Genomic DNA, 18392 nt, shown 5'->3' on the forward strand with positions numbered 1-18392 from the left:
TGCGCTATTCTCGAAGCCGTGGGTGGTCCACCACCTGCGTATTTCCCTTGCCCGGACGCGCTGCATGCCTGACTCGACCCCGCCGCACACCCCGCCTGCCGGCACGGCCCAGCGCCCGTTGCAGCGCTGGCGCAGCGAGGGGCACCAGCAGCAGGTCGACGTGGTAGCCGAGGAAGTGCCGGTTGCACTGCGCTACAACGGCGCCGCCTTCGCGGTGATGATGGCAACGCCCTGCGACTTGGAAGACTTCGCGCTGGGTTTCTCGCTCAGCGAGGGGCTGATCACTACGCCCTCGCAACTGCTGTCGATCGAGGTCCGCCCGCAGCTGGAGGGCATCGAACTGCAGATGACCGTTTCCGAAGACGCACCCGGTGCCGATCTGGATCCGGCCAATGGCCGCCTGCTGCCCGGTCGCGGTGGCTGCGGCCTGTGCGGCACGCGCCAGCTGGAGGATGTGCTGCGCCCGCTTCCGCAGATCCGCGAGCGCCGCACCTATCCGCATGCCGCATTGCAGCGGGCGCTGGCCACGCTGGCGCAGCATCAGCCGATGAATGCGGTGAGTGGATCGACGCACGCTGCGGCCTGGGCCGATGCCAGCGGGCGGATTGGCTGGGTGCGCGAGGATGTGGGCCGTCACAATGCGTTGGACAAACTGATCGGCGCCCTGCATCACAACGAGCACGCCATCGACGGTGGGTTGCTGGTGATTTCCAGCCGCGCCAGCTATGAGATGGTCAGCAAGGCGATACGTGCGGGTGCCAGCGTGCTGGCAGCGGTGTCGGCGCCGACCGCCCTTGCGATCGACCTGGCCCGCAGTGCGGGACTGTGCCTGGTCGGGTTCGCGCGGGAGAGCGGGTTCAATGTGTATACCCATCCCGAACGGCTGCAGGCGGACGACAGGTAGCGCCGCCCCCCCGTCTGCTCCATTTCGACCGGCCCGGGCGGCCCATTGCCACCCGGGCCAGACCGTACCTCAGCGCAGCGCTACCTTCGGGAAGTCCACCGGCACGTCGAAGGCCACGTTGACGTAGTTGGTGAACAGATTGAGCGCCACATGGGCGAGGATCTCGACGATCTGCTCGTCATCGAAGCCGGCTGCGCGCAGCGCCTGCACATCACCGTCGGTGATCTGTGCACGCTGTTCAACCACCTTCAGCGCGAAGTCGAGCGCCGCCGAGGTGGCCGGGTCGCTGGACTGGCCGATCTGCGCGGCGGCCATCTGCTCGCTGCTGGCGCCGGCCTTGCGACCCAGCGCCGTGTGCGCGGCCAGGCAGTACTCGCAGGCATTGTGGTTGGCAATGGCGACGGCGATCTGCTCGCCCAGCAACGGCGACAGGCGACCGCCGCCCAGCGCGCCGAACGACCCCCACATGCTCTGCAGCGCGGCCGGCGAATTGGCCACCGCGCGGAACATGGCCGGGGTGGCGCCGAAGGCGGCGTGGACCTGGCCCAGCAGGGCCTGGCGGTCGGCGGTGGTGTTGGCGGCATCGATCAGGGGGACACGGGACATGGTGGATCTCCTTGGGAAAAGCGCCCGGGATTGGACGACCCGCTTATCCTAGGTAGACTTGGCGGACGAACTGGCCGTAATCAGCCGAATATGTTGTCCATTCGTCCATGAGCATGCCCACTGACACCTCCGCACCCGACCGCCTCTCCTCTCTGCTGGAACGCTTCCGGGTGCAGGCCGCGCTGTTCCACAGCGGACCTCTGTGCGGGCGCCATGTCTTCGAGCCGCAGCCCGGTCGGGCGTTCCTGCACATCCTGCGCCAGGGTGAAATGGAGGTCCGTCATCCCGACGGCGATACCGCGCTGCCGCGTTTGAAGATCGACACCCCCAGCCTGCTGCTGTACCCGCAGCCGCTGCATCATGTGTTCTTCAATGCGCCGCTGGATGGCCCGGACTTCACCTGCGCCACGCTCGACTTCGATGGCGGCGCGCGCAATCCCATCGTGCAATCGCTGCCGCCGGTGATGGTGGTGCCGCTGTCCGCGATCAGCGAACTGGACGACACCCTGCATCTGCTGTTCACCGAGGCCGACCGCCAACGCTGCGGTTCGCGGCTGCTGACCAACCGCCTGTTCGAGGTGGCGTTGATCCAGATCCTGCGCTGGGTGGTGGATCATCCCGATGCGGCCGGGGTCAGCCACGGGCTGATGCGCGGGCTGTCCGATGCGCGGCTGGCACGTACGCTGGTGGCGATGCACCAGGCGCCGCAGGACGAATGGACGCTGCCACGCATGGCCGCGACAGCCGGCATGTCGCGCAGTGCGTTCGCAGCGGTGTTCAAGGAGGTAATGCAGGCCACGCCGGCCAGCTATCTGCTGGATTGGCGGCTGAGCCTGGCCTGCGCGCAGCTGCGTGCGGGCGTGGCGGTCAAGCAGGTGGCGATCGAAGTCGGGTTTGCCGATACCGCGTCATTGTCGAAGGCGTTCCGGAAGCGGTTGGGGGCGTCGCCGAGGGCGTGGCTGGCGGCGACCGCAGCACAGGTCGGGTAAATGGGTGAGGGGTAGAGTCGACCGCTGGTCGACTATCGCGCGCAGCGCGGGGTTTTCGTGAGCAGCCGACCAGCGGTCGGCTCTACCAAGAGCGACGTCCCCGCGTCGGTCGACGGCTCAGCTGGACGTTCCATCAGACTTCGCCAGCAGCCCGGCGATGCGCTCCGCTACCTGGGCGCGCACACTTTCATCCAGCTGCCCTTCGTACATCGCTTCGTAGATCCACAGGCCATCGGCCGCCAGCCGCGCTACGAAATTGTCGAGCGCGGCCGGATCCTGTTCCGCGGCCGACGGCGGCAACGGCGCCCAGCGCCGCACTGCCGGTCCCCACGGACGCTCGTCGGCGTCCGGGTCAGCCGATTCAAGCATGAACATCAACTCGGCACGGGTGGCGCTCTGCGCCGACACACGCACGAAGGTCTGGTAGCGCTCCAGCGCCGTGGCCTCACCTGCGGTCTTGCCCAGCAGCGATTCCATCGACGCTTCCCAGGCCTGCACCAGATGCTCGTCGATGCCGCGCAGCAGCGCTTCGCGCGACGGGAAGTGGTACAGCAGGCCGCCACGGGTCAGCTTGGCCTCGGCGGCCACCGACTCGAAGGTCACCGCGCGCACGCCGTCACGATTGATCACGTTGACGGCGGCGTCGAGGATGCGGTCGCGCTTGCTGGTTCTCATCGCGTCATTTTACGCGATCGGCCGCACCCTCGCGGCCACCGACGCGCCCCCGCAACAGGCGCGCGATGATCGCCGCGCCCACTGCCAGCACCACCGTGATCACCAGCAGCACGATCTGGTAGCCACGGTCATACGCGGCCGTGGCCAGTGCGAACCACTCGCCCTGCCCGCTTTCGCGAGCCACGTGCAGCGCCTGGGTGAAGCCCTCGCGGGCAAGCTCGGGCATGTCCGCCGAGACCGGCAGGAAGGCACCGTACGTTGCCGCACTCAGGCTGCCCAGCATCGCCACCGCGAGCAGGCCACCAAACTCGTAGGACACCTCTTCCACCGACGAGGCCATGCCCGCGCGGTGCGCCGGTACGTTGTTGAGGATGGCAGTGGACGCCACCGAGATGGCCGAGCCCATGCCGAAACCGGTGATCGCCATGCCGGCCACCACCCAGCCGAGGCCGTGCGGGAAGCCGAACGCCACAACACCGACACCCACGGTGCCAGCCGCCAGGCCGCCGCAGATCAGCGGGCGCAGGCCCACGCGGTGCAGGATGCTGCCACCCAGCAGCGCACTGGGCAGGCTGCCCAGCGCCGCCACCGATACCAGCAGGCCTGCCTGCAGCGGCGTGAAGCCCGCCACCAGCTGGAAGCGCTGGGTGGTGACCAGCTGCAGGCCAGCCATCGCGAACAGGGTGAATACCGCCGACAGCGTACCGGCCAGGAACGCCGGATTGCGGAAGATCGCGAAGTCCAGCAACGGGTACGGCAACTGCTGCTGGCGACGTGCGAACGCCGCGCCGCTGATGACGGCCAGCAGCAGTGCACCGGCACCCAGCGCATACGACGGCGGCGTGGCGATCAGCGACTTGATGGCCAGCACCAGGCCGGACAGCGCCGCCAATGCCAGCAACGAAGACACCAGGTCCCACGGCCGCGAGGTATCGCGCTGGCCTTCCGGTGCCAGCAGCAGGGTAGCGACGAAGGCCACCACCACCACCGGCACGTTGATCAGGAACACCGAGCCCCACCAGAAGTGCTGCAGCAGCCAGCCGCCGATGATCGGACCCAGTCCCGCACCGACGATGGCCACCGAGCCCCAGATGGCGATGGCAATGTTGCGCTCGCGCTCTTCGTGGAAGCTCAGGCCGATCAGCGCCAGCGTAGCCGGCATCATCGCCGCCGCACCGACCGCCAGGAACGCACGGGCGGCGATCAGCTGCGCGGCGCTGTCAGCGAAGGCCGCCGCCAGCGAGGCAGTGCCGAACACCACCAGGCCGATCAGGAACATGCGGCGGTGACCGATGCGGTCACCAAGCGTACCGGCGCCCAGAAGCAGGCCGGCCATCACCAGCGGATAGGCGTTGATGATCCACAGCGCCTGGCCGGCACTGGCCGAGAGTTCCTCGGTGAGGGTGGGCAGAGCGGTGTACAGCACGGAGTTGTCGAGGGTGACCAGCAGCAGGCCGGCGGCGACGGTGAACAACAGTGCCCAGCGACGGGCACGCGACAGGGCCGGAGCGCCGGCCAAGGGCTGGGACAAAGCCATGGGGAAACCTGATGCGGTGGAGTACGGCCATAACTATACAGGATGTCCTGTATAGTTATGGCGACGGCGCCAAACGTTCAGATTTTGTCGGGGGTAATGTTCATGTTCCGGAGAGCGGTAGCGCCGGGCCATGCCGGGCGAACGGGGTATCCGCAACAAGACCGCCGGGCAGGCCCGGCGCTACCGGCAGTCTTCCGGCAGCGCGGCAATCACCGACACCACCGCACCCTGCATGCCCTGCCCCACGGCCATGTCCAGCTCCCCGCCCGTTGCCCCATGTTGGCGCCGCAGCTCGTCCTCGCACAGGCCGCGCACCCGCGCACGCGCATTGGCGCGCAGGCTGCTGCACCGCCAATCGGTGCCCCCCAGCGGCAGCACCGAATACACCACGCTGTTGCAGGCGTTGCCTGCGCGCTGCTGCAGCGACAGGCCGCCGAAATCACGCGGTTCGCTGCTGCGCTGCGGGTCGAAGTAGCTGTCCGGGAAGGTGCGCGCGTACTGTTCGATGTCCACCTGCATGCTGCGCCCACCGGCCAACGGCATCTGCAGCGGCTGGCCACAACGCGTGGCGTCTGCACGATGCTGGATGTACTGGTAGATCGGCCGGTCCAGCGTTGGATCCTGCTGGGTCACCGCACTGACCGCCGCCAGCACCGGCAACGATGCACGATTGGCCATGCGCGCCAGCAGCCCCGTCTGTGCCGGCTGGCAGCGGTCGCGCAACGTGGCCGCCAGCAGGAACAGCACATCATTGCGAAAGGCGTGGTCTTCGCCCAGGCGTTGCTCGATGCGCTGGCTGGCATCGGCTGCCGGTGCCGGAAACGCGACCGCCGGAGGCTCCGGGACTACGGCGCGCCGCTGCCAGCACACCGCCAACGCTACGCCTGCTGCCGCCAACACCACCGCAGCGATGATCCAGCGCGCGCGCATCAGTTGTGGATCGCCGTCAGCGTCGCCGCTGCGGCGTCGTAGGACGCGCTGGCGATATCCGCATCGAAGCGCTTGACCTGCAGGCGACCGGCCAACCGGTACGGATCCCACAGGTCGCCCAGCGCGATCGGCGTGGCCAGGGTCACATGGATGATCTGGTTCGGCGGCGGTGGCGGCACATGGATGCAGGCCCCGTAGAACGGCACAAACAACAGTTCGTCGACCAGTCCTGCGTCGTTGGTGCCCAGCGGCACCACGTAGCCATCCAGGTCAACGGCGCGGCCATCGGCAGTTTCGACCACCTGCGATGAACCGAACTGCTTGGCGCGGTCCGGGCTGGAATGGTCGATCTCCTGCCCCGGTGGCGTGCCCGAGCCGGTGTCGTCGATCAGCCCGCCCACCCCGTCCATGCCATTGCGTGACAGGCCGATCTGCGGCGGCGGACGCTGGTAGGTCACTTCGTCGGGCCGCAGTGCATCCCAGCGGTCGATGGGCGCCTCGGTCGTGGCCGGCTGTGCCGGTGCCGCGGTGACGGTCGTGGTGCCCCCACCCGCCTGCGTACACCCCAGCAAGCCCAGGCAGCACGCCAATCCGATCAGGACGCTACGGTTCATACGGCCTCAGCTGCGCATCGCGCATGGTGTAGGCGGAGCCGGCCAGATCATCGTCCAGCCGTTCGGCACGCAGGGTACCGGCCAGGAAGAACGGCGAATACATGTCCGGCATCTCGATCGGGCGCGGCAGCACCACGTGCACGATCTGGTTCGGCGGTGGCGGCGGCACATGGATGCAGGCGCCGTAGTACGGCACGAACAGGAATTCGGTCAGCCGCCCGTCCTGCGCGTTGGCCAGCGGCACCACGTAACCCGGCAAGCGCACCGGCCGCTGCAGTACGGTGTCCACGGTGCGGAACGTACCGAACTGCGGCATGCGCCGGTTGCCGTTGTGCTCGACCTCCGGGCCCTCGCCGCGCTCCAACGCCGCCAGTTCTTCCTTCGGCATCATCTGCAACCAGTCCAGTTCCTGTTCCTCGGCAGCTGCCGGGGCATCGCGATCGACCATCGGTGACGGTGGCAGCGCCTGCACGCCGGTATCGACCGGGCGTTCGCAGGCGGTCAGCACCAGCAACATTGGCAACAGTGGCAACCAGCGCATGCTCAGCCCCCGGGTGAAAGGCCATCGGCCAGCGTGCGCCGATAGGCCAGCAGCGCCGGCACCAGGCCGGCCACCGCGCTGATCGCCAGCACACCTGCGACCCACGCCAGTTCGCGGCCATCCGGCCAGATGTGGGTGATCGACAGGCCGAAGCTGGCCAGCGCCCAGCCACGCCCGGCCAGGCTGGCCACCACCAGTGCGGCCAGTGCGAGCACGCAGGCAAGCGCGCTGGTCGCCACCGCCTCCACCACCAGCAGGCTGGCGATATAGCCCGGGCGTGCACCGATGGCACGCAGCACCGCCATCTCGCGCCGGCGCTCCTGCAGGGTCGAGACCAGCAGCGCCACCAGCGAGACCATGCCCAGCAGCACCACCATCGCACTGATCAGCTGCAACGCCCGCTCGGCCGTGCCCAGTGATTGCCACAGCTGCTGCAGGGTCACGCCGGGCAGGATCGCCAGCATCGCCTCATCCGGATACTCGTTGATCCTGCGCTGTACCGAGAACGTGGCGATGCGCGAGTTCAGGCCGAGCATGAAGGCGGTGATGCTGGTCGGGGTCAGGTCCAGATGGCGCGCCTGCTCGGCGCTGACACTCTGGCTGCGCAGCTGCACGCCGGAGCGCCAGTCGACATGGATCGCCTCGATGGCCGGCAGCGAGACCAGCACCGACGAATCGACCGGCGTGCCGGTGCGCTGCAGGATGCCAGCCACACGGAACGGCTTGTCGGCATGCGTGGCCAGCGTGACCGCGCCGGTGCCATGGGCCAGCACGATCTCGTCGCCGATGCCGACCTTCTGCGCGCGTGCCACCTCCGCGCCGATCACGGCGTCGTACAGATCGTCGAACGGCCGCCCCTGCGCAAATGCCAGCGCATGCCCCGCGCCGTAACGATAGTGCTCGAAGTAGCCGCCACTGGTGCCGACCACCCGGTAGCCGCGCCAAGAATCGCCCAGCGACAGTGGTACCGCCCACTTCACCTGCGGCAGCGAGGACAGCTCCTGGTAGGACTGCCACGACACGTTGTTGGTCGGGTCGCCGATGTGGAACACCGAATACAGCAGCAGGTTCACCGGCCCGGAGCGGGCACCGACGATCAGGTCAGTGCCTGAGACGGTGCTGGCGAAACCTTCGTGCGCCTGCGTGCGCACGCGCTCAACACCGAGCAGCAGCACCACGCTGAGGGTGATCACCAGCACGGTGAGGCTGACGCTCAATGCGCGGCTGCGCAGGCTGGCCCAGGCAAGTTCAAGCATGGGTGCCACCTGCGTGATTGATCTGCGACAACGCGATGGTGCGGTCGAACAAGGGCTGCAGGCTTTCATCGTGACTGACCACCAGAACCGTGGTACCGGCGGCCCGGCACTGTGCGGACATCAGCTGCAGGAAGGCGGTCGCGGCCAGGCGATCCAGCGCCGAAGTCGGCTCGTCAGCCAGCAGTACTGCGGGGCGGCCGATCAGGGCGCGTGCGGCGGCCACGCGTTGCTGCTGGCCGACACTCAGGGTACCGGCCGCACGCTTGGACAGCGCCGGGTCCAGCTGCAGCGCTTCCAGCAGGCGCAGGATCTCGTCGTCCAGCGGCCCGCTGATGCGCTCACTGCGCACCGGAGAAAAGCGCAGGCCAAACGCGATGTTGTCGCGCACGCTGAGGAACGGCAGCAGGTTGAACTGCTGGAAGATCACGCCCAGGTGATCGGCACGGAAGCGATCGCGCGCGGCACCCCGCATCATCTGCAGCGCGTGACCTGCCACTTCGACGCGCCCCCTGCCGGGTAGCAGGACGCCGGCCAGCAGGCCGAGCAAGGTGCTCTTGCCGCCACCGCTCACTCCACGCAACAGCACGCTGCTGCCCTGCTCTATCAGCAGCTGCGGGATATCCAGCACCAGGCGTGTTGCGTAGCCGAACTGCACATCCTCCAGGGCGATCACCGCTGGCGTGCTCACGGCGCCAGCACCACGCGCAGGTTGTCGGCACTCAGCACGCTGCGGTCCTGGCCGTTGGCCGTCGCACTGTTGACGATGACTTCGTGCAACCCGGGGAACAGCACCGGCAGGCGCACGACCAGGGCGCGCAATGCACTCGGATTCGTGCAGCGATACTGCAGGTTGGCACTGAAACCGGCGTGGCGATGCTGCCCGGCCGCTGGCACAGCGGCGGTCGCAGCGAAGCCTTCGGCACTGGCGTCACTGCTGGCCAGGCGGCAGTTGGCGGCGGTGGGCAGGGTGACCCAGCTGCCGCCCTTCAGCAATGCCGTGGCGCGCGACAGTGCCGCCTGCTCGGTCGCGTTGGCGGGCGGTCGCTCGAAATCAAGAATGCCGATGCCCGGCGCCTGCAGGGCGAACTCCAGCGTTCCCTGGTCGAGAGCGAGATCAACAGTGGCCTGGCCGTGCACGTGTGGCGCGTGCTGGCGGACATCGTGTGCCTGGGCCGCGTTGGCAGCCAGCAGCAGGAAAAGAGCAGCAGGAAGCTTCATGGGGGAGGCTCAAATTGTTACTATGTAACATAATGAACCACATCCCCCCGACCCCCGCAAGGGCTCTGGCCCAGCCGCCAACTTCGGCACGCTGGCATCCCCGTTTCGATCTGGCCGGGGCCTGGCTGTCGCTGGCCTGCGCCGCCCATTGCATCGCCCTGCCACTGCTGCTGGCCTTCGTGCCAGCGGCAATGATGGCGCTGCGCTCGTTCCAGCACCCCGGCCACGGTCTGATGACGCTGCTGTTGATGATGTCGCGCTGGGAATGGTTGTTCGCATTGATGGCCTCGACGCTGGCGCTGGCCAGTACCACGGCCGGGCTGTACCGGCATGGGCGCTGGCTGCCGATGCGGCTGGCCGTGGTTGGCGCGATCCTGCTGGTGTCAGCGTCGCTGTACCTGCCGTTGAAGGAATCGCTGCTGTGGCATGGCGTGGCCACCGCCTGCGGTGGCGTGCTGCTGGCATGCGCGCACATCGGCAACCGGCGGGCATTGCACGGCCCACGGTAGCGCCGGGCCATGCCCGGCGGGGTGCCGCCATCCACGCTTGGCGTGGATCTACCGTGGATTCGTCAGAAGCGGTAACCCACTTCCGCGCCGAAGATGCGCGGGCTGTCGACCGGGCCGTAGTAGTTGCCGTCGCGCCCGAAGGCCAGGTTGTCGAAGATCAGGCCATTGATGCGGCGCTTGTTGGTCAGGTTCTGCACGAACACCCGCGCGCTCCACGGCCCGGTCTCATAGCCCAGCTGCGCACCAAGTACGGCCACCGCGGGCTGGAACGCGCGGTTGCGTTCATCCAGTGCACTGGAGCCGGTGAACTGCGATTCCAGCCGTGCATAGATGCCCGAGTCGAACTGATAGCGCGCCGCCAGATAGCCAGTGTAGTGAGGGGTCAGCTTGACCCGCTTGCCATCCAGGTTCTGGTCCACGCTGACCCACAGCTTGGTGTACTTCGCATCGACGTAGCCCACATTCGCCATCAGGGTGAAGCCCGGTAGCACTTCAAACACGCCCTCCAGCTCGGCACCGCGGGAACGGATCGAGGCATCCGAACCGACGTAGTCCGACGAGATCGGGCGGCCGTTGGCATCGGTGGCCACCTGGATCTCCTGCCAGTTGTCCGAGGTGATGTGGAACAGCGCGCCGCCGATGTGGCCACGACCGCCGGCCAGGTTCATCTTGAAGCCCAGCTCATGGCTCCACATGCGTTCGGACTCGTAGCGCAGCACCTTGTCGTTGACCACATCGCTCTGCGCCGCAGCCAGATTGAAGCCACCCGGAATGTAGCCCTTGGCCGAGGCCGCGTAGAAGGACAGGTCGTCAGTGGCGTCGTAGCGCAGCGACACCCGCGGCAGCGTGGCCGAGAAGGTATGCGCCAGCGCGGCATCGCGGTACAGCACGCGGCCACCGGCGCCAAGGTCCAGCGCACCGGCACGCTGTTCGGTGGCGCGCCGTGCCTGCTCATGGCGCAGGCCGGCGCTGGCGGTCAGCTTCGGCACTGCCGGGAAGGTGTAGCTGGCGGTGGCGAAGACGCTGTAGTCCTCGCCCTTGGAAGTCTGCCGCGGGGCCAGGTTGTAGCTGTTCAGTCCATGCAGCGCCGGGCCGACGAAGGTGCCGAGGATCGAATCCTTGCTGTTGCGGTAGGTCGACACACCGGCCATCCAGGTCAACGCCTGGTCGCTGGGGGAGCTGAAACGCGCCTCGGCCGTCCATTCCTTCTTTCTGTCGTAGATGCGGCCGGCCAATGCCGGGCTGTTGGTCATGTCGAAGTCGTAGCCGGCCGAGGTCACCTCCTCGTCCCGCCAGGAAGCGGCCACGTCCAGCGTGCCGGCCTGCAGCTGCCATTGCGCACTGAGGCCGGCCACCGTTTCGTCCTTTTCGGTGCGCTTGGGCGCGTCGTTGATGTAGGTGAAGTCACCGGCACGGCGGCCGCCATTGAGCGAGGTGCCGTAGGTGCGGTTGTAGAGGCCGGTATCCAGCGGCAGGTATTCATACTCGAACATGCCCGGCGCGCGGGTGCGCAGATGATAGGCCAGCGCGTTCACCGAAACGTAGTCGCTCGGCCGCCAGCGCAGCTTGCCCTGGAGGTAGCCTTCGCCGACCTTGCCGCGCGCACCGGAAGGCGTGAGGTTCTTCAGGTAGGCGTCCTCATCGGAACCCATGAACGCCACCGAGCCGGACAGGCTACCGTCCCGGCTCAGTGGCCCGGCGAGGAAGCCATCGATGGCGGTGCCGTTGCCGTTGCCGAACCAGGTGCTGCGCAGGTTGACCTCGCCTTCGCGCTTGTCCGCAGGACCACGCGTACGCACCAGCACCAGGCCGGATTCGCTGTTGGCGCCATACAACGTGCCCTGCGGACCGCGCAGCACCTCCACCGACTCGACCTGGTTGAGCACGGCATTGCTCAGTTCGCGGAACGGAATGCCGTCGATGTAGACCGAGGCACGATTGACCAGGAATGGATTGGACTCGATGCCGCGGATCGAGATGAACATGTTGCTGAGCTGGCCCATCGCATTGAACTTGACGTTCGGCGCGAGCTTGTCGAGGTCACGGAACTCGGTGACGCCCGCTTCTTTCAGGGCCTGCCTGTCGAGCACCGTCACCGACAGATCGCTCTTCAGGTAAGGGGTATCGCGCTTGGAACCGGTGACGCGGACACCGTCGAGCGTGGCCGGGTCGGCCTGCTGGGCAAGGGCGGGCAAGGCAGGAACGAGCAGGGATGCTGCGATGAGCGCGGCAGCAGGCGTAGACGACTTCAAAGCGGGAACCTCGACGGATGGAGTGGCGGACGCGCGGGCGGCGGCAGCGCGGGACAAGAGTGTTATCCTGTAACATTAGCGTCCTGCCGCCACTCCATTTCCGGCAGCGCCGCTCCATTCCCGGATCCGTGATGCCCGCCCTCGCCGACCAGTTGCTGCAGGAAACCCGGTCGCAGGCCCCTGCTGCCTACGCCAGCGATGACGGTGCGGTGGTGCTGCTGCGCCATCGTTTCGACGCCAGCGAAGGCGAGATGGGCCATCCGCACCAGCTTCGCCTGGGCCTGGCCGTGGACGGCGGCGGACGGCTGCAGCAACGCACCCTCAACGGCCTGCTGCAGGCGCCGTGGCGGCCCGGCCAGTTCAACCTGGTGCTGCCAGGAGACACCGGCACCTATGCCAGCCCCGCGGTCGATCTGCTCGGCATCGCCATCGATACCCGCCTGCATCCGCAGGATCCGCAGCGGTTGCAACACCTGCAGCCGCTGGCGGCGCGGCTGCACCACGACCCGGTGATCACTTCGGTACTGCAGGCGTTGTGGTGCAGCGCGCAGGCCGATGTTTGCCTGCCCGGCTTCCTCGAGCATGGCGCCCAGGTCCTGCTGCATCGCCTGGGTCAGCTTGCCGGACTTCCCTGCAGGGAACGCGGCAGGGACACGGCACTGTCCACGCGGCGACTGCAGCAGCTGGAGGCTTACATCGATGCACAGCATGGCCAGCCTCTTGAAGTCGCACAGTTGGCCGCTGCGGTGCAGATGGACCCGTCCACGTTCGGTCGTGCGCTGCGCGCCGCCACCGGCCTGCCACCCTATGCGTTCCTGACCCGACGCCGCATGCAATGGGCGCGCGGGGCACTGGCCCAGGGATGCAGCGTCACCGAGGTTGCGCTGGCCAGTGGCTACGCCAATCCCAGCAAGTTCAGCGCGGCCTTCCGGCGTGTGGTCGGTTGTTCGCCGTCAGCCTGGATCGCGCAGTCGCGGGCCCGGTAGCGCCGGCTGCGGGCCGGCAGCCAACATTACAGACCGGTAATGTTCGCGTCAGGGCAGCGAAAGGCGCGCTGCATCACCCTGAGGGCAACTTCCCGACAGGCGTTCCCGCACATGATCCGCTCCCTGCTCCGCCCCACCTCGCTCGCCCTGCTGCTGTCCGGCCTTGCGGTCGCACCGCTGGCGCTGGCCCATCCCAGCCTGGTGCGCGCAACGCCGGCCGCCGACGCCACCGTGGCCCCGGCCAGCCAGATCGAGCTGCAGTTCAGTGAAAAGGTGATGCCGCGTGCCACCCGCATCGAACTGAGCATGGACCATGGCCGCATGAAGATGGCGATGCCGACCACTGCGCAGGAGATCTCAGAGGACGGCCACACCCTGCGCGCGCGCTTCGCCAAGCCGCTGCCTGCCGGCACTTACGCGCTGCAGTGGCGCGCGGTCGGCCAGGACAGCCACCCGATCACCGGCAACTACCGCTTCACCGTGAAGTAAGGCCACCGCTGTGGCCGAGCTTTCGCCGTATGCGCTGCGGCTGGTGCTGTATGCCGTGTTGATGCTGCTGTTCGGGCGGATGCTGTTCGTCCGGCCCGGGCTGCCGCGCGGCGTCTCGCTGACGCTCACCGTGATCGCGTTGGTACTGGTCATCACCGACGCGGTGACCCGGTTGTCCGGCGTGCTTGGCGTATCGCCGGCCGACATCGACGGCGAGACCGCGCGCTGGTTTCTTGCCGGTACGCCGGTGGGTGAAGCGGGCCTGCTGCGCATCCTGGCCGTACTGGCAATGTTGCCACTGCTGGCCATCAACCGCCCCGTACAGGGCCTGCGCCGCCTCGCACTGCTGGCACTGTCTGCCAGCGCATTGGCCAGCCTTTCCTGGAATGGCCATGCCGCCGCCGGCGACGGGCTCGGCGGCACGCTTCGGCTCGGCGCCGGCATGCTGCATCTGCTGGCCGCCGGCGCCTGGGTCGGGGCGATCGCCGCCATCCTGCAGCTGGCGCTGCGACCGCAGGGCCTGCGTCTGCGCGAACGCACCCGCGAGCTGTGGCAGGCCGCGCACAGCTTCGCTGTGCCCGGCACAATCATCGTCGCCCTGCTGGCGATGACCGGCACCTATACCTATGTCGATCTCGGCGGCTCGCTGCACACCCTGGCCGAAACCGCACATGGGCGCTGGTTGCTGCTCAAACTGGCCCTGGTCGGCGGCATGCTTGGGCTGGCCGCGCTGCATCGCTGGCGGCTGGTGCCGGCGCTGGCGGTTTCCATCCGCGGAGGCTGGCAACCCAGGCCACTGCGTTCGCTGCGCCACAGCCTGGCCTGCGAAGCGGTGCTGGCGCTGCTGGTGCTGGCCTGTGTAGCGGTACTCGGCACCCTGGACCCGGTGGCATGAACCACCGCTGCCGACCCACCCGCAAGCTGCGATGATGGCCGCATCATGAAACTGCTGATCGTCGAAGACGAACCCAAGACCGGCAACTACCTGCGCCAGGGCCTGATCGAGGCCGGCTATGTGGTCGACCTCGCCAGCAACGGCATCGACGGCCTGCACCTGGCCGAGAGCGGCGAGTACCAGCTGGTCATCCTCGATGTGATGCTGCCCGGCCTGGATGGCTGGACTGTGCTGTCGCGGCTGCGTGGAGCCGGCTGGCCGCTGCCGGTGCTGTTCCTGACCGCACGCAGCAGCATCGCCGACCGCGTGCAGGGCCTTGAGCTGGGCGCCGACGACTACCTGGCCAAGCCCTTCGCTTTCGCCGAGCTGCTGGCGCGCGTGCGCACGCTGCTGCGCCGCGGCCAGGCGGTGCCGCAGGTTGAACGCATCGTCATTGCCGACCTGGTGGTGGATACCCAGCGCCGCCGGGTGGAGCGTGGCGGCCAGCGCATCGCGCTCAGCCAGAAGGAGTACACCCTGCTGGAGCTGCTGGCACGCCGCCGTGGCGAAGTGCTGCCGCGCTCGCTGATCGCCTCGCAGGTGTGGGACATGAACTTCGACAGCGACACCAATGTCATCGATGTGGCGATCCGCCGCCTGCGCGCCAAGATCGACGATGATTTCGCCGACAAGCTGATCATTACCGTGCGCGGCATGGGCTATGTACTGGAGGCGCCGGACGACGGCGCCGCGCGCAACGGATGAGCCTGCGCCGCTCCATCGCGGTGCGGCTGACGCTGCTGTTCGCCACCGTGGCCACGCTGGTGCTGGCGGCACTGGGCGTGGCGATCTATGTCAGTGCCCGTCACGATCTGGTCGCACAGGATTTCACCGAGCTGGAGAACAAGGTCGCGTTGATCAGCGACCTGGCCGGCAATGGGCCTGCGTCCGTTCGCTGGCAGCGACTGGCAGAGGCGCTGAGCCACCATCCGGATATCGCCTTCCATATCGTTGATGGAGACGGCACCGTGCTGTTTTCCACCGCGCCAGCGCTGCTGCGCGAACACGCACGCAGCCAGCCTGTCGACAGTGCCTTCCGTCGGCACGACTGGATCCTTGCCGACGGAACGTGCATGCATGCACTGCACCTGCGCCAGACCCTGGCCGACGGCAGCCAGCTGCTGATCCTGCTGGCCATTGATGACGCCCGCCATGCAGACTTCCTGCAGCGCTTCCGCCACCTGCTGGCGATCGCCATCATCGGTGCCGCCGTGGCCAGCAGCCTGCTGGGTGGCTATGTGGTGCGGCGAACGCTGCGGCCGCTGCGGACGCTGGCCGATGAAGCCCGTCAGATCACCGCAGGGCGCCTGCAACGGCGGTTGAACGCGCGCAGCGCGCCGGCCGAGCTGGAACAGCTGGCGCAGACCCTCAACGGCATGCTGGCGCGATTACAGCAGGACTTCGCGCGCCTGACCGAATTCTCCGGTGATCTGGCCCACGAGCTGCGCACGCCGATCACCAACATGCTGACCCAGGTACAGGTGGTGCTGGCCCACCCGCGCAGCAACGAGGCCTACCGTGAGACGCTGGCCTCGTGCGCCGAAGAACTGCAGCAGTTGGCGCAGACCGTGGGTGACCTGCTGTATCTGGCGCAGGCCGAGGCGCCGGGCGCACTGCCTTCGCGCGAGCCGGTGGCGCTGGATGCGGTGGTGGATTCGCTGCTGGAGTTCTATGGGCTGCTGGCCGAGGACCGGCAATTGGCCCTGCGCCGCGACGGCGCCGTGCGCGTGGAAGGCAACCGGCTGATGCTGCATCGGGCAATCGCCAACCTGTTGTCCAATGCCTTGAAGCATGCGGTGCCAGGAAGCGAAGTGGTCGTGCGGCTTTCCGGGATTGATGGCGTGTGCCGGATCAGCGTGCACAACAGCGGCACGCCGATTGCCGCCGAAGCACTGCCGCGCCTGTTTGACCGCTTCTACCGGGGCGAGCGTGGCCGCCATGACGGCGTCGGGCTGGGACTGGCGATTACCCGTGCCATCGTGCAGGCGCATGGCGGCAGCGTGAGCGTTGCATCGGACGAAACCGGCACCGTGTTCGAGCTGGTGTTGCCATGCGCTGCCACCCGGTAGTGCCGGCCGCTGGCCGGCAGCCCATGCACACCCAGCGTATTGCAGTTGCCGGCCAGCGGCCGGCACTACCCCATTTGGTCGAACACCGCGGCCACCCAGTCGATGAACACCCGCAGCCGCGGCGATGGTGTGCGGTTGCGGGGGTAGACCAGGCTCAACGGGCTCGGCGTCGGCGGTGCGTCCGGCAACAGCTCGACCAGCTGCCCACTCGCGATGTAGGGGTGCATCCGGTAGCGCGGTGCCTGGATGATGCCGAGACCCGCCAAGGCGGCACCAAGGAATGCGTCCGCGCCGGAAACCCTCACCCGCGCGGGCAGCGGCACGTAGCGCACCTGCGCGCCCTGCTGGAACTCAAGCGGAATCAGCTGGCCGGTGGCGCTGGAGCGGTAGCCGACCATCTGGTGGCCTTGCTCCAGTGATTCGATGGTCTCGGGCACACCGTGCGCCTGCACATAGCCCGGTGCGGCCACCGTAACTTCCCGCAACATCGTCAACCGGCGCGCCGCCAGATCGCTGTCGGCCAGGGTCCCCACCCGCAACGCCGCATCCACGCCTTCGCGCAGCAGGTCGACATAGCGGTCGCCTTCGCTGACCTCCAGTTCGATCTCGGGGTAATGCTGCAGGAAGTCCGGTAGATGCGGAAACAGCAGATGCCGGCCCAGCGTGCCATGCACTTCAATGCGCAGCGGGCCACGCGGCGGCACGTCACGGAACGCGGCTTCGGCATCGTCCATGTCGGCGATCAGGCGCAGGCAACGCCCATAGAACGCTTCCCCTTCCAGGGTGGGCACCACCAGCCGCGTGGTCCGGTGCAGCAGGCGCACGCCCAGCCGCTGTTCCAGTGCTTTGATCGCATCGGTCACCGTGGCCCGCGGCAGGCCCAGGTCCTCGGAGGCCCGGGTGAAGCTGCGGCGCTCGACGATACGGACGAAGGCACGCATGGCCGTGAATCGGTCCATTGTTCGGCAATCCGGATGATGTTGGCGGATTATGCATGATTATCCGAACTGATGAGATGGCGAAGATGGCACTGCGCCAGTCCGGCGCGCCCTGCTGGAACCAACCATGCCCACCTCCTCCGCCCGCCGCGTCGCCCTGGTCACCGGCGGTTCCCGTGGCATCGGCGCGGCCATTTCGCGCCGCCTGGCCGCCGACGGCCATGCCGTGGCGATCAACTACGCCGGCCGCCGCGACGATGCCGAGGCACTGGCCGCCGAACTCACGGCCACTGGCGCGCAGGCCATCGCGCTGCAGGCCGATGTGGCCGACCCGCAGGCGGTGCGCCAACTGTTCGACGCCATCGAAGCCCGCTTCGGCGGCATCGACGTGGTGGTGAACAGTGCCGGCGTGCTGCAGCTGGCGCCGCTGGCCGACAGCGACGACGCGCTGTTCGAACGGGTCATCGGCATCAACCTGAAGGGCGCCTTCAACGTGCTGCGCGAGAGCGCGCGACGGGTGCGTGACGGCGGCCGCCTGATCAGCCTGTCCACCAGCGTGGTCGGCATCAAGCTGGAGAACTACAGCGTGTACGCGGCCAGCAAGGCCGCGGTGGAGACGATGGGCGCGATCCTCAGCAAGGAGCTGCGCGGGCGCAACATCACCGTGAACGCGGTAGCGCCCGGCCCGACCGCCACCGGCCTGTTCCTGGATGGCAAGGCACCGGAGCTGATCGAGCGGCTGGCAAAGATGAATCCCCTGGAGCGACTGGGCACGCCGGAAGACATCGCCGGAGCGGTGGCCTTCCTGGCCGGTGCCGATGGCGGGTGGATCAACGGCCAGGTGCTGCGCGCCAATGGCGGGATGGTGTAGGTAGTCGCCCACCTTGGTGGGCGCGTCGCCGCGTGCCCACCAAGGTGGGCACCTACCGGGCCATGCCTGGCGGC

The 18392-nt window shown here is 67.9% G+C and carries 20 protein-coding genes; 9 read left to right on the forward strand and 11 right to left on the reverse strand.

Translation table 11 applies throughout. The annotated features are described in order from the left end of the window. The first annotated feature begins 64 nt into the window (after nt 1–64). Entirely contained in the window at nt 65–904 is an 840-nt protein-coding gene (fdhD, locus tag AC3ITW_RS12340; RefSeq protein ID WP_153675775.1) for a formate dehydrogenase accessory sulfurtransferase FdhD, read from the forward strand. A gap of 69 nt (nt 905–973) precedes the next feature. On the opposite strand, the gene AC3ITW_RS12345 is transcribed toward fdhD, so the two are convergent. Beyond that, on the reverse strand, nt 974–1510 hold the full coding sequence (locus AC3ITW_RS12345; protein ID WP_049462647.1) for a carboxymuconolactone decarboxylase family protein: 537 nt from the start codon (nt 1508–1510) through the stop codon (nt 974–976). A gap of 107 nt (nt 1511–1617) precedes the next feature. Between AC3ITW_RS12345 and AC3ITW_RS12350 the strand changes: the two genes are divergently transcribed. After that, nucleotides 1618–2499 (forward strand): AraC family transcriptional regulator, encoded by an 882-nt coding sequence (locus AC3ITW_RS12350; RefSeq protein WP_153675777.1) that lies wholly within the window; start codon nt 1618–1620, stop codon nt 2497–2499. A gap of 117 nt (nt 2500–2616) precedes the next feature. Here AC3ITW_RS12350 and AC3ITW_RS12355 read toward each other — a convergent pair whose 3' ends face one another. The 8 genes from AC3ITW_RS12355 to AC3ITW_RS12390 form a co-directional block, all read right to left on the reverse strand. Further along, on the reverse strand, nt 2617–3174 hold the full coding sequence (locus AC3ITW_RS12355) for a TetR/AcrR family transcriptional regulator (RefSeq protein ID WP_100434731.1): 558 nt from the start codon (nt 3172–3174) through the stop codon (nt 2617–2619). Nucleotides 3175–3178: 4 nt separating this feature from the next. Beyond that, nucleotides 3179–4711: an MFS transporter gene (locus AC3ITW_RS12360; RefSeq protein WP_489389560.1), complete on the reverse strand. Its 1533-nt coding sequence runs from the start codon at nt 4709–4711 to the stop codon at nt 3179–3181. Nucleotides 4712–4891: 180 nt separating this feature from the next. Then, a complete protein-coding gene (locus AC3ITW_RS12365; protein ID WP_489389561.1) occupies nt 4892–5641 on the reverse strand; it encodes a hypothetical protein in 750 nt (249 codons plus the stop codon). Beyond that, nucleotides 5641–6255 carry a DUF3299 domain-containing protein gene (locus AC3ITW_RS12370; RefSeq protein ID WP_100468707.1) on the reverse strand — a complete coding sequence of 205 codons (615 nt, stop codon included), beginning with the start codon at nt 6253–6255 and terminating at the stop codon, nt 5641–5643. The genes AC3ITW_RS12365 and AC3ITW_RS12370 overlap by 1 nt, the downstream gene beginning before the upstream one ends. Further along, nucleotides 6245–6796: a DUF3299 domain-containing protein gene (locus AC3ITW_RS12375; protein WP_489389562.1), complete on the reverse strand. Its 552-nt coding sequence runs from the start codon at nt 6794–6796 to the stop codon at nt 6245–6247. Before AC3ITW_RS12375 ends, AC3ITW_RS12370 begins: the two co-directional genes overlap by 11 nt. A gap of 2 nt (nt 6797–6798) precedes the next feature. Further along, nucleotides 6799–8052, reverse strand: coding sequence for an ABC transporter permease (locus tag AC3ITW_RS12380; protein ID WP_100468711.1), 1254 nt, complete (start codon nt 8050–8052; stop codon nt 6799–6801). Continuing rightward, nucleotides 8045–8740: an ATP-binding cassette domain-containing protein gene (locus AC3ITW_RS12385; protein ID WP_100468713.1), complete on the reverse strand. Its 696-nt coding sequence runs from the start codon at nt 8738–8740 to the stop codon at nt 8045–8047. The genes AC3ITW_RS12380 and AC3ITW_RS12385 overlap by 8 nt, the downstream gene beginning before the upstream one ends. Next, complete coding sequence (locus AC3ITW_RS12390; protein ID WP_049462652.1) at nt 8737–9270, reverse strand: ZrgA family zinc uptake protein; 534 nt, start codon at nt 9268–9270, stop codon at nt 8737–8739. The genes AC3ITW_RS12385 and AC3ITW_RS12390 overlap by 4 nt, the downstream gene beginning before the upstream one ends. 32 nt (nt 9271–9302) lie before the next feature. On the opposite strand from AC3ITW_RS12390, the gene AC3ITW_RS12395 reads away from it, so the two are divergent. Then, a complete protein-coding gene (locus AC3ITW_RS12395; protein ID WP_489389563.1) occupies nt 9303–9779 on the forward strand; it encodes a MerC domain-containing protein in 477 nt (158 codons plus the stop codon). A 62-nt stretch (nt 9780–9841) separates the two neighbouring features. On the opposite strand, the gene AC3ITW_RS12400 is transcribed toward AC3ITW_RS12395, so the two are convergent. Further along, nucleotides 9842–11974, reverse strand: coding sequence for a TonB-dependent receptor (locus AC3ITW_RS12400; protein WP_489389564.1), 2133 nt, complete (start codon nt 11972–11974; stop codon nt 9842–9844). Between the two features lie 188 nt (nt 11975–12162). Here AC3ITW_RS12400 and AC3ITW_RS12405 point away from each other — a divergent pair, with 188 nt between their 5' ends. The 5 genes from AC3ITW_RS12405 (at nt 12163) to AC3ITW_RS12425 (ending at nt 16509) form a co-directional block, all read left to right on the forward strand. Next, the gene (locus tag AC3ITW_RS12405; protein ID WP_012511210.1) at nt 12163–13017 is read left to right on the forward strand and encodes a helix-turn-helix domain-containing protein; all 855 of its coding nucleotides are present in this window, start codon (nt 12163–12165) and stop codon (nt 13015–13017) included. A 111-nt stretch (nt 13018–13128) separates the two neighbouring features. Beyond that, nucleotides 13129–13506 (forward strand): copper homeostasis periplasmic binding protein CopC, encoded by a 378-nt coding sequence (gene copC / locus AC3ITW_RS12410; protein WP_012511211.1) that lies wholly within the window; start codon nt 13129–13131, stop codon nt 13504–13506. A 10-nt stretch (nt 13507–13516) separates the two neighbouring features. Further along, complete coding sequence (gene copD / locus AC3ITW_RS12415) at nt 13517–14401, forward strand: copper homeostasis membrane protein CopD (protein WP_012511212.1); 885 nt, start codon at nt 13517–13519, stop codon at nt 14399–14401. A gap of 45 nt (nt 14402–14446) precedes the next feature. Continuing rightward, on the forward strand, nt 14447–15145 hold the full coding sequence (locus AC3ITW_RS12420; RefSeq protein ID WP_006370165.1) for a heavy metal response regulator transcription factor: 699 nt from the start codon (nt 14447–14449) through the stop codon (nt 15143–15145). Next, nucleotides 15142–16509 carry a heavy metal sensor histidine kinase gene (locus AC3ITW_RS12425; RefSeq protein ID WP_489389565.1) on the forward strand — a complete coding sequence of 456 codons (1368 nt, stop codon included), beginning with the start codon at nt 15142–15144 and terminating at the stop codon, nt 16507–16509. Before AC3ITW_RS12420 ends, AC3ITW_RS12425 begins: the two co-directional genes overlap by 4 nt. Before the next feature lie 65 nt (nt 16510–16574). Here AC3ITW_RS12425 and AC3ITW_RS12430 read toward each other — a convergent pair whose 3' ends face one another. Further along, nucleotides 16575–17468: a LysR family transcriptional regulator gene (locus AC3ITW_RS12430; protein WP_489389566.1), complete on the reverse strand. Its 894-nt coding sequence runs from the start codon at nt 17466–17468 to the stop codon at nt 16575–16577. Between the two features lie 106 nt (nt 17469–17574). Here AC3ITW_RS12430 and AC3ITW_RS12435 point away from each other — a divergent pair, with 106 nt between their 5' ends. After that, nucleotides 17575–18318: an SDR family oxidoreductase gene (locus AC3ITW_RS12435; RefSeq protein WP_489389567.1), complete on the forward strand. Its 744-nt coding sequence runs from the start codon at nt 17575–17577 to the stop codon at nt 18316–18318. The last annotated feature ends 74 nt before the right edge of the window (nt 18319–18392 follow it).

The organism is Stenotrophomonas sp. KH_052 (genome assembly GCF_057838755.1).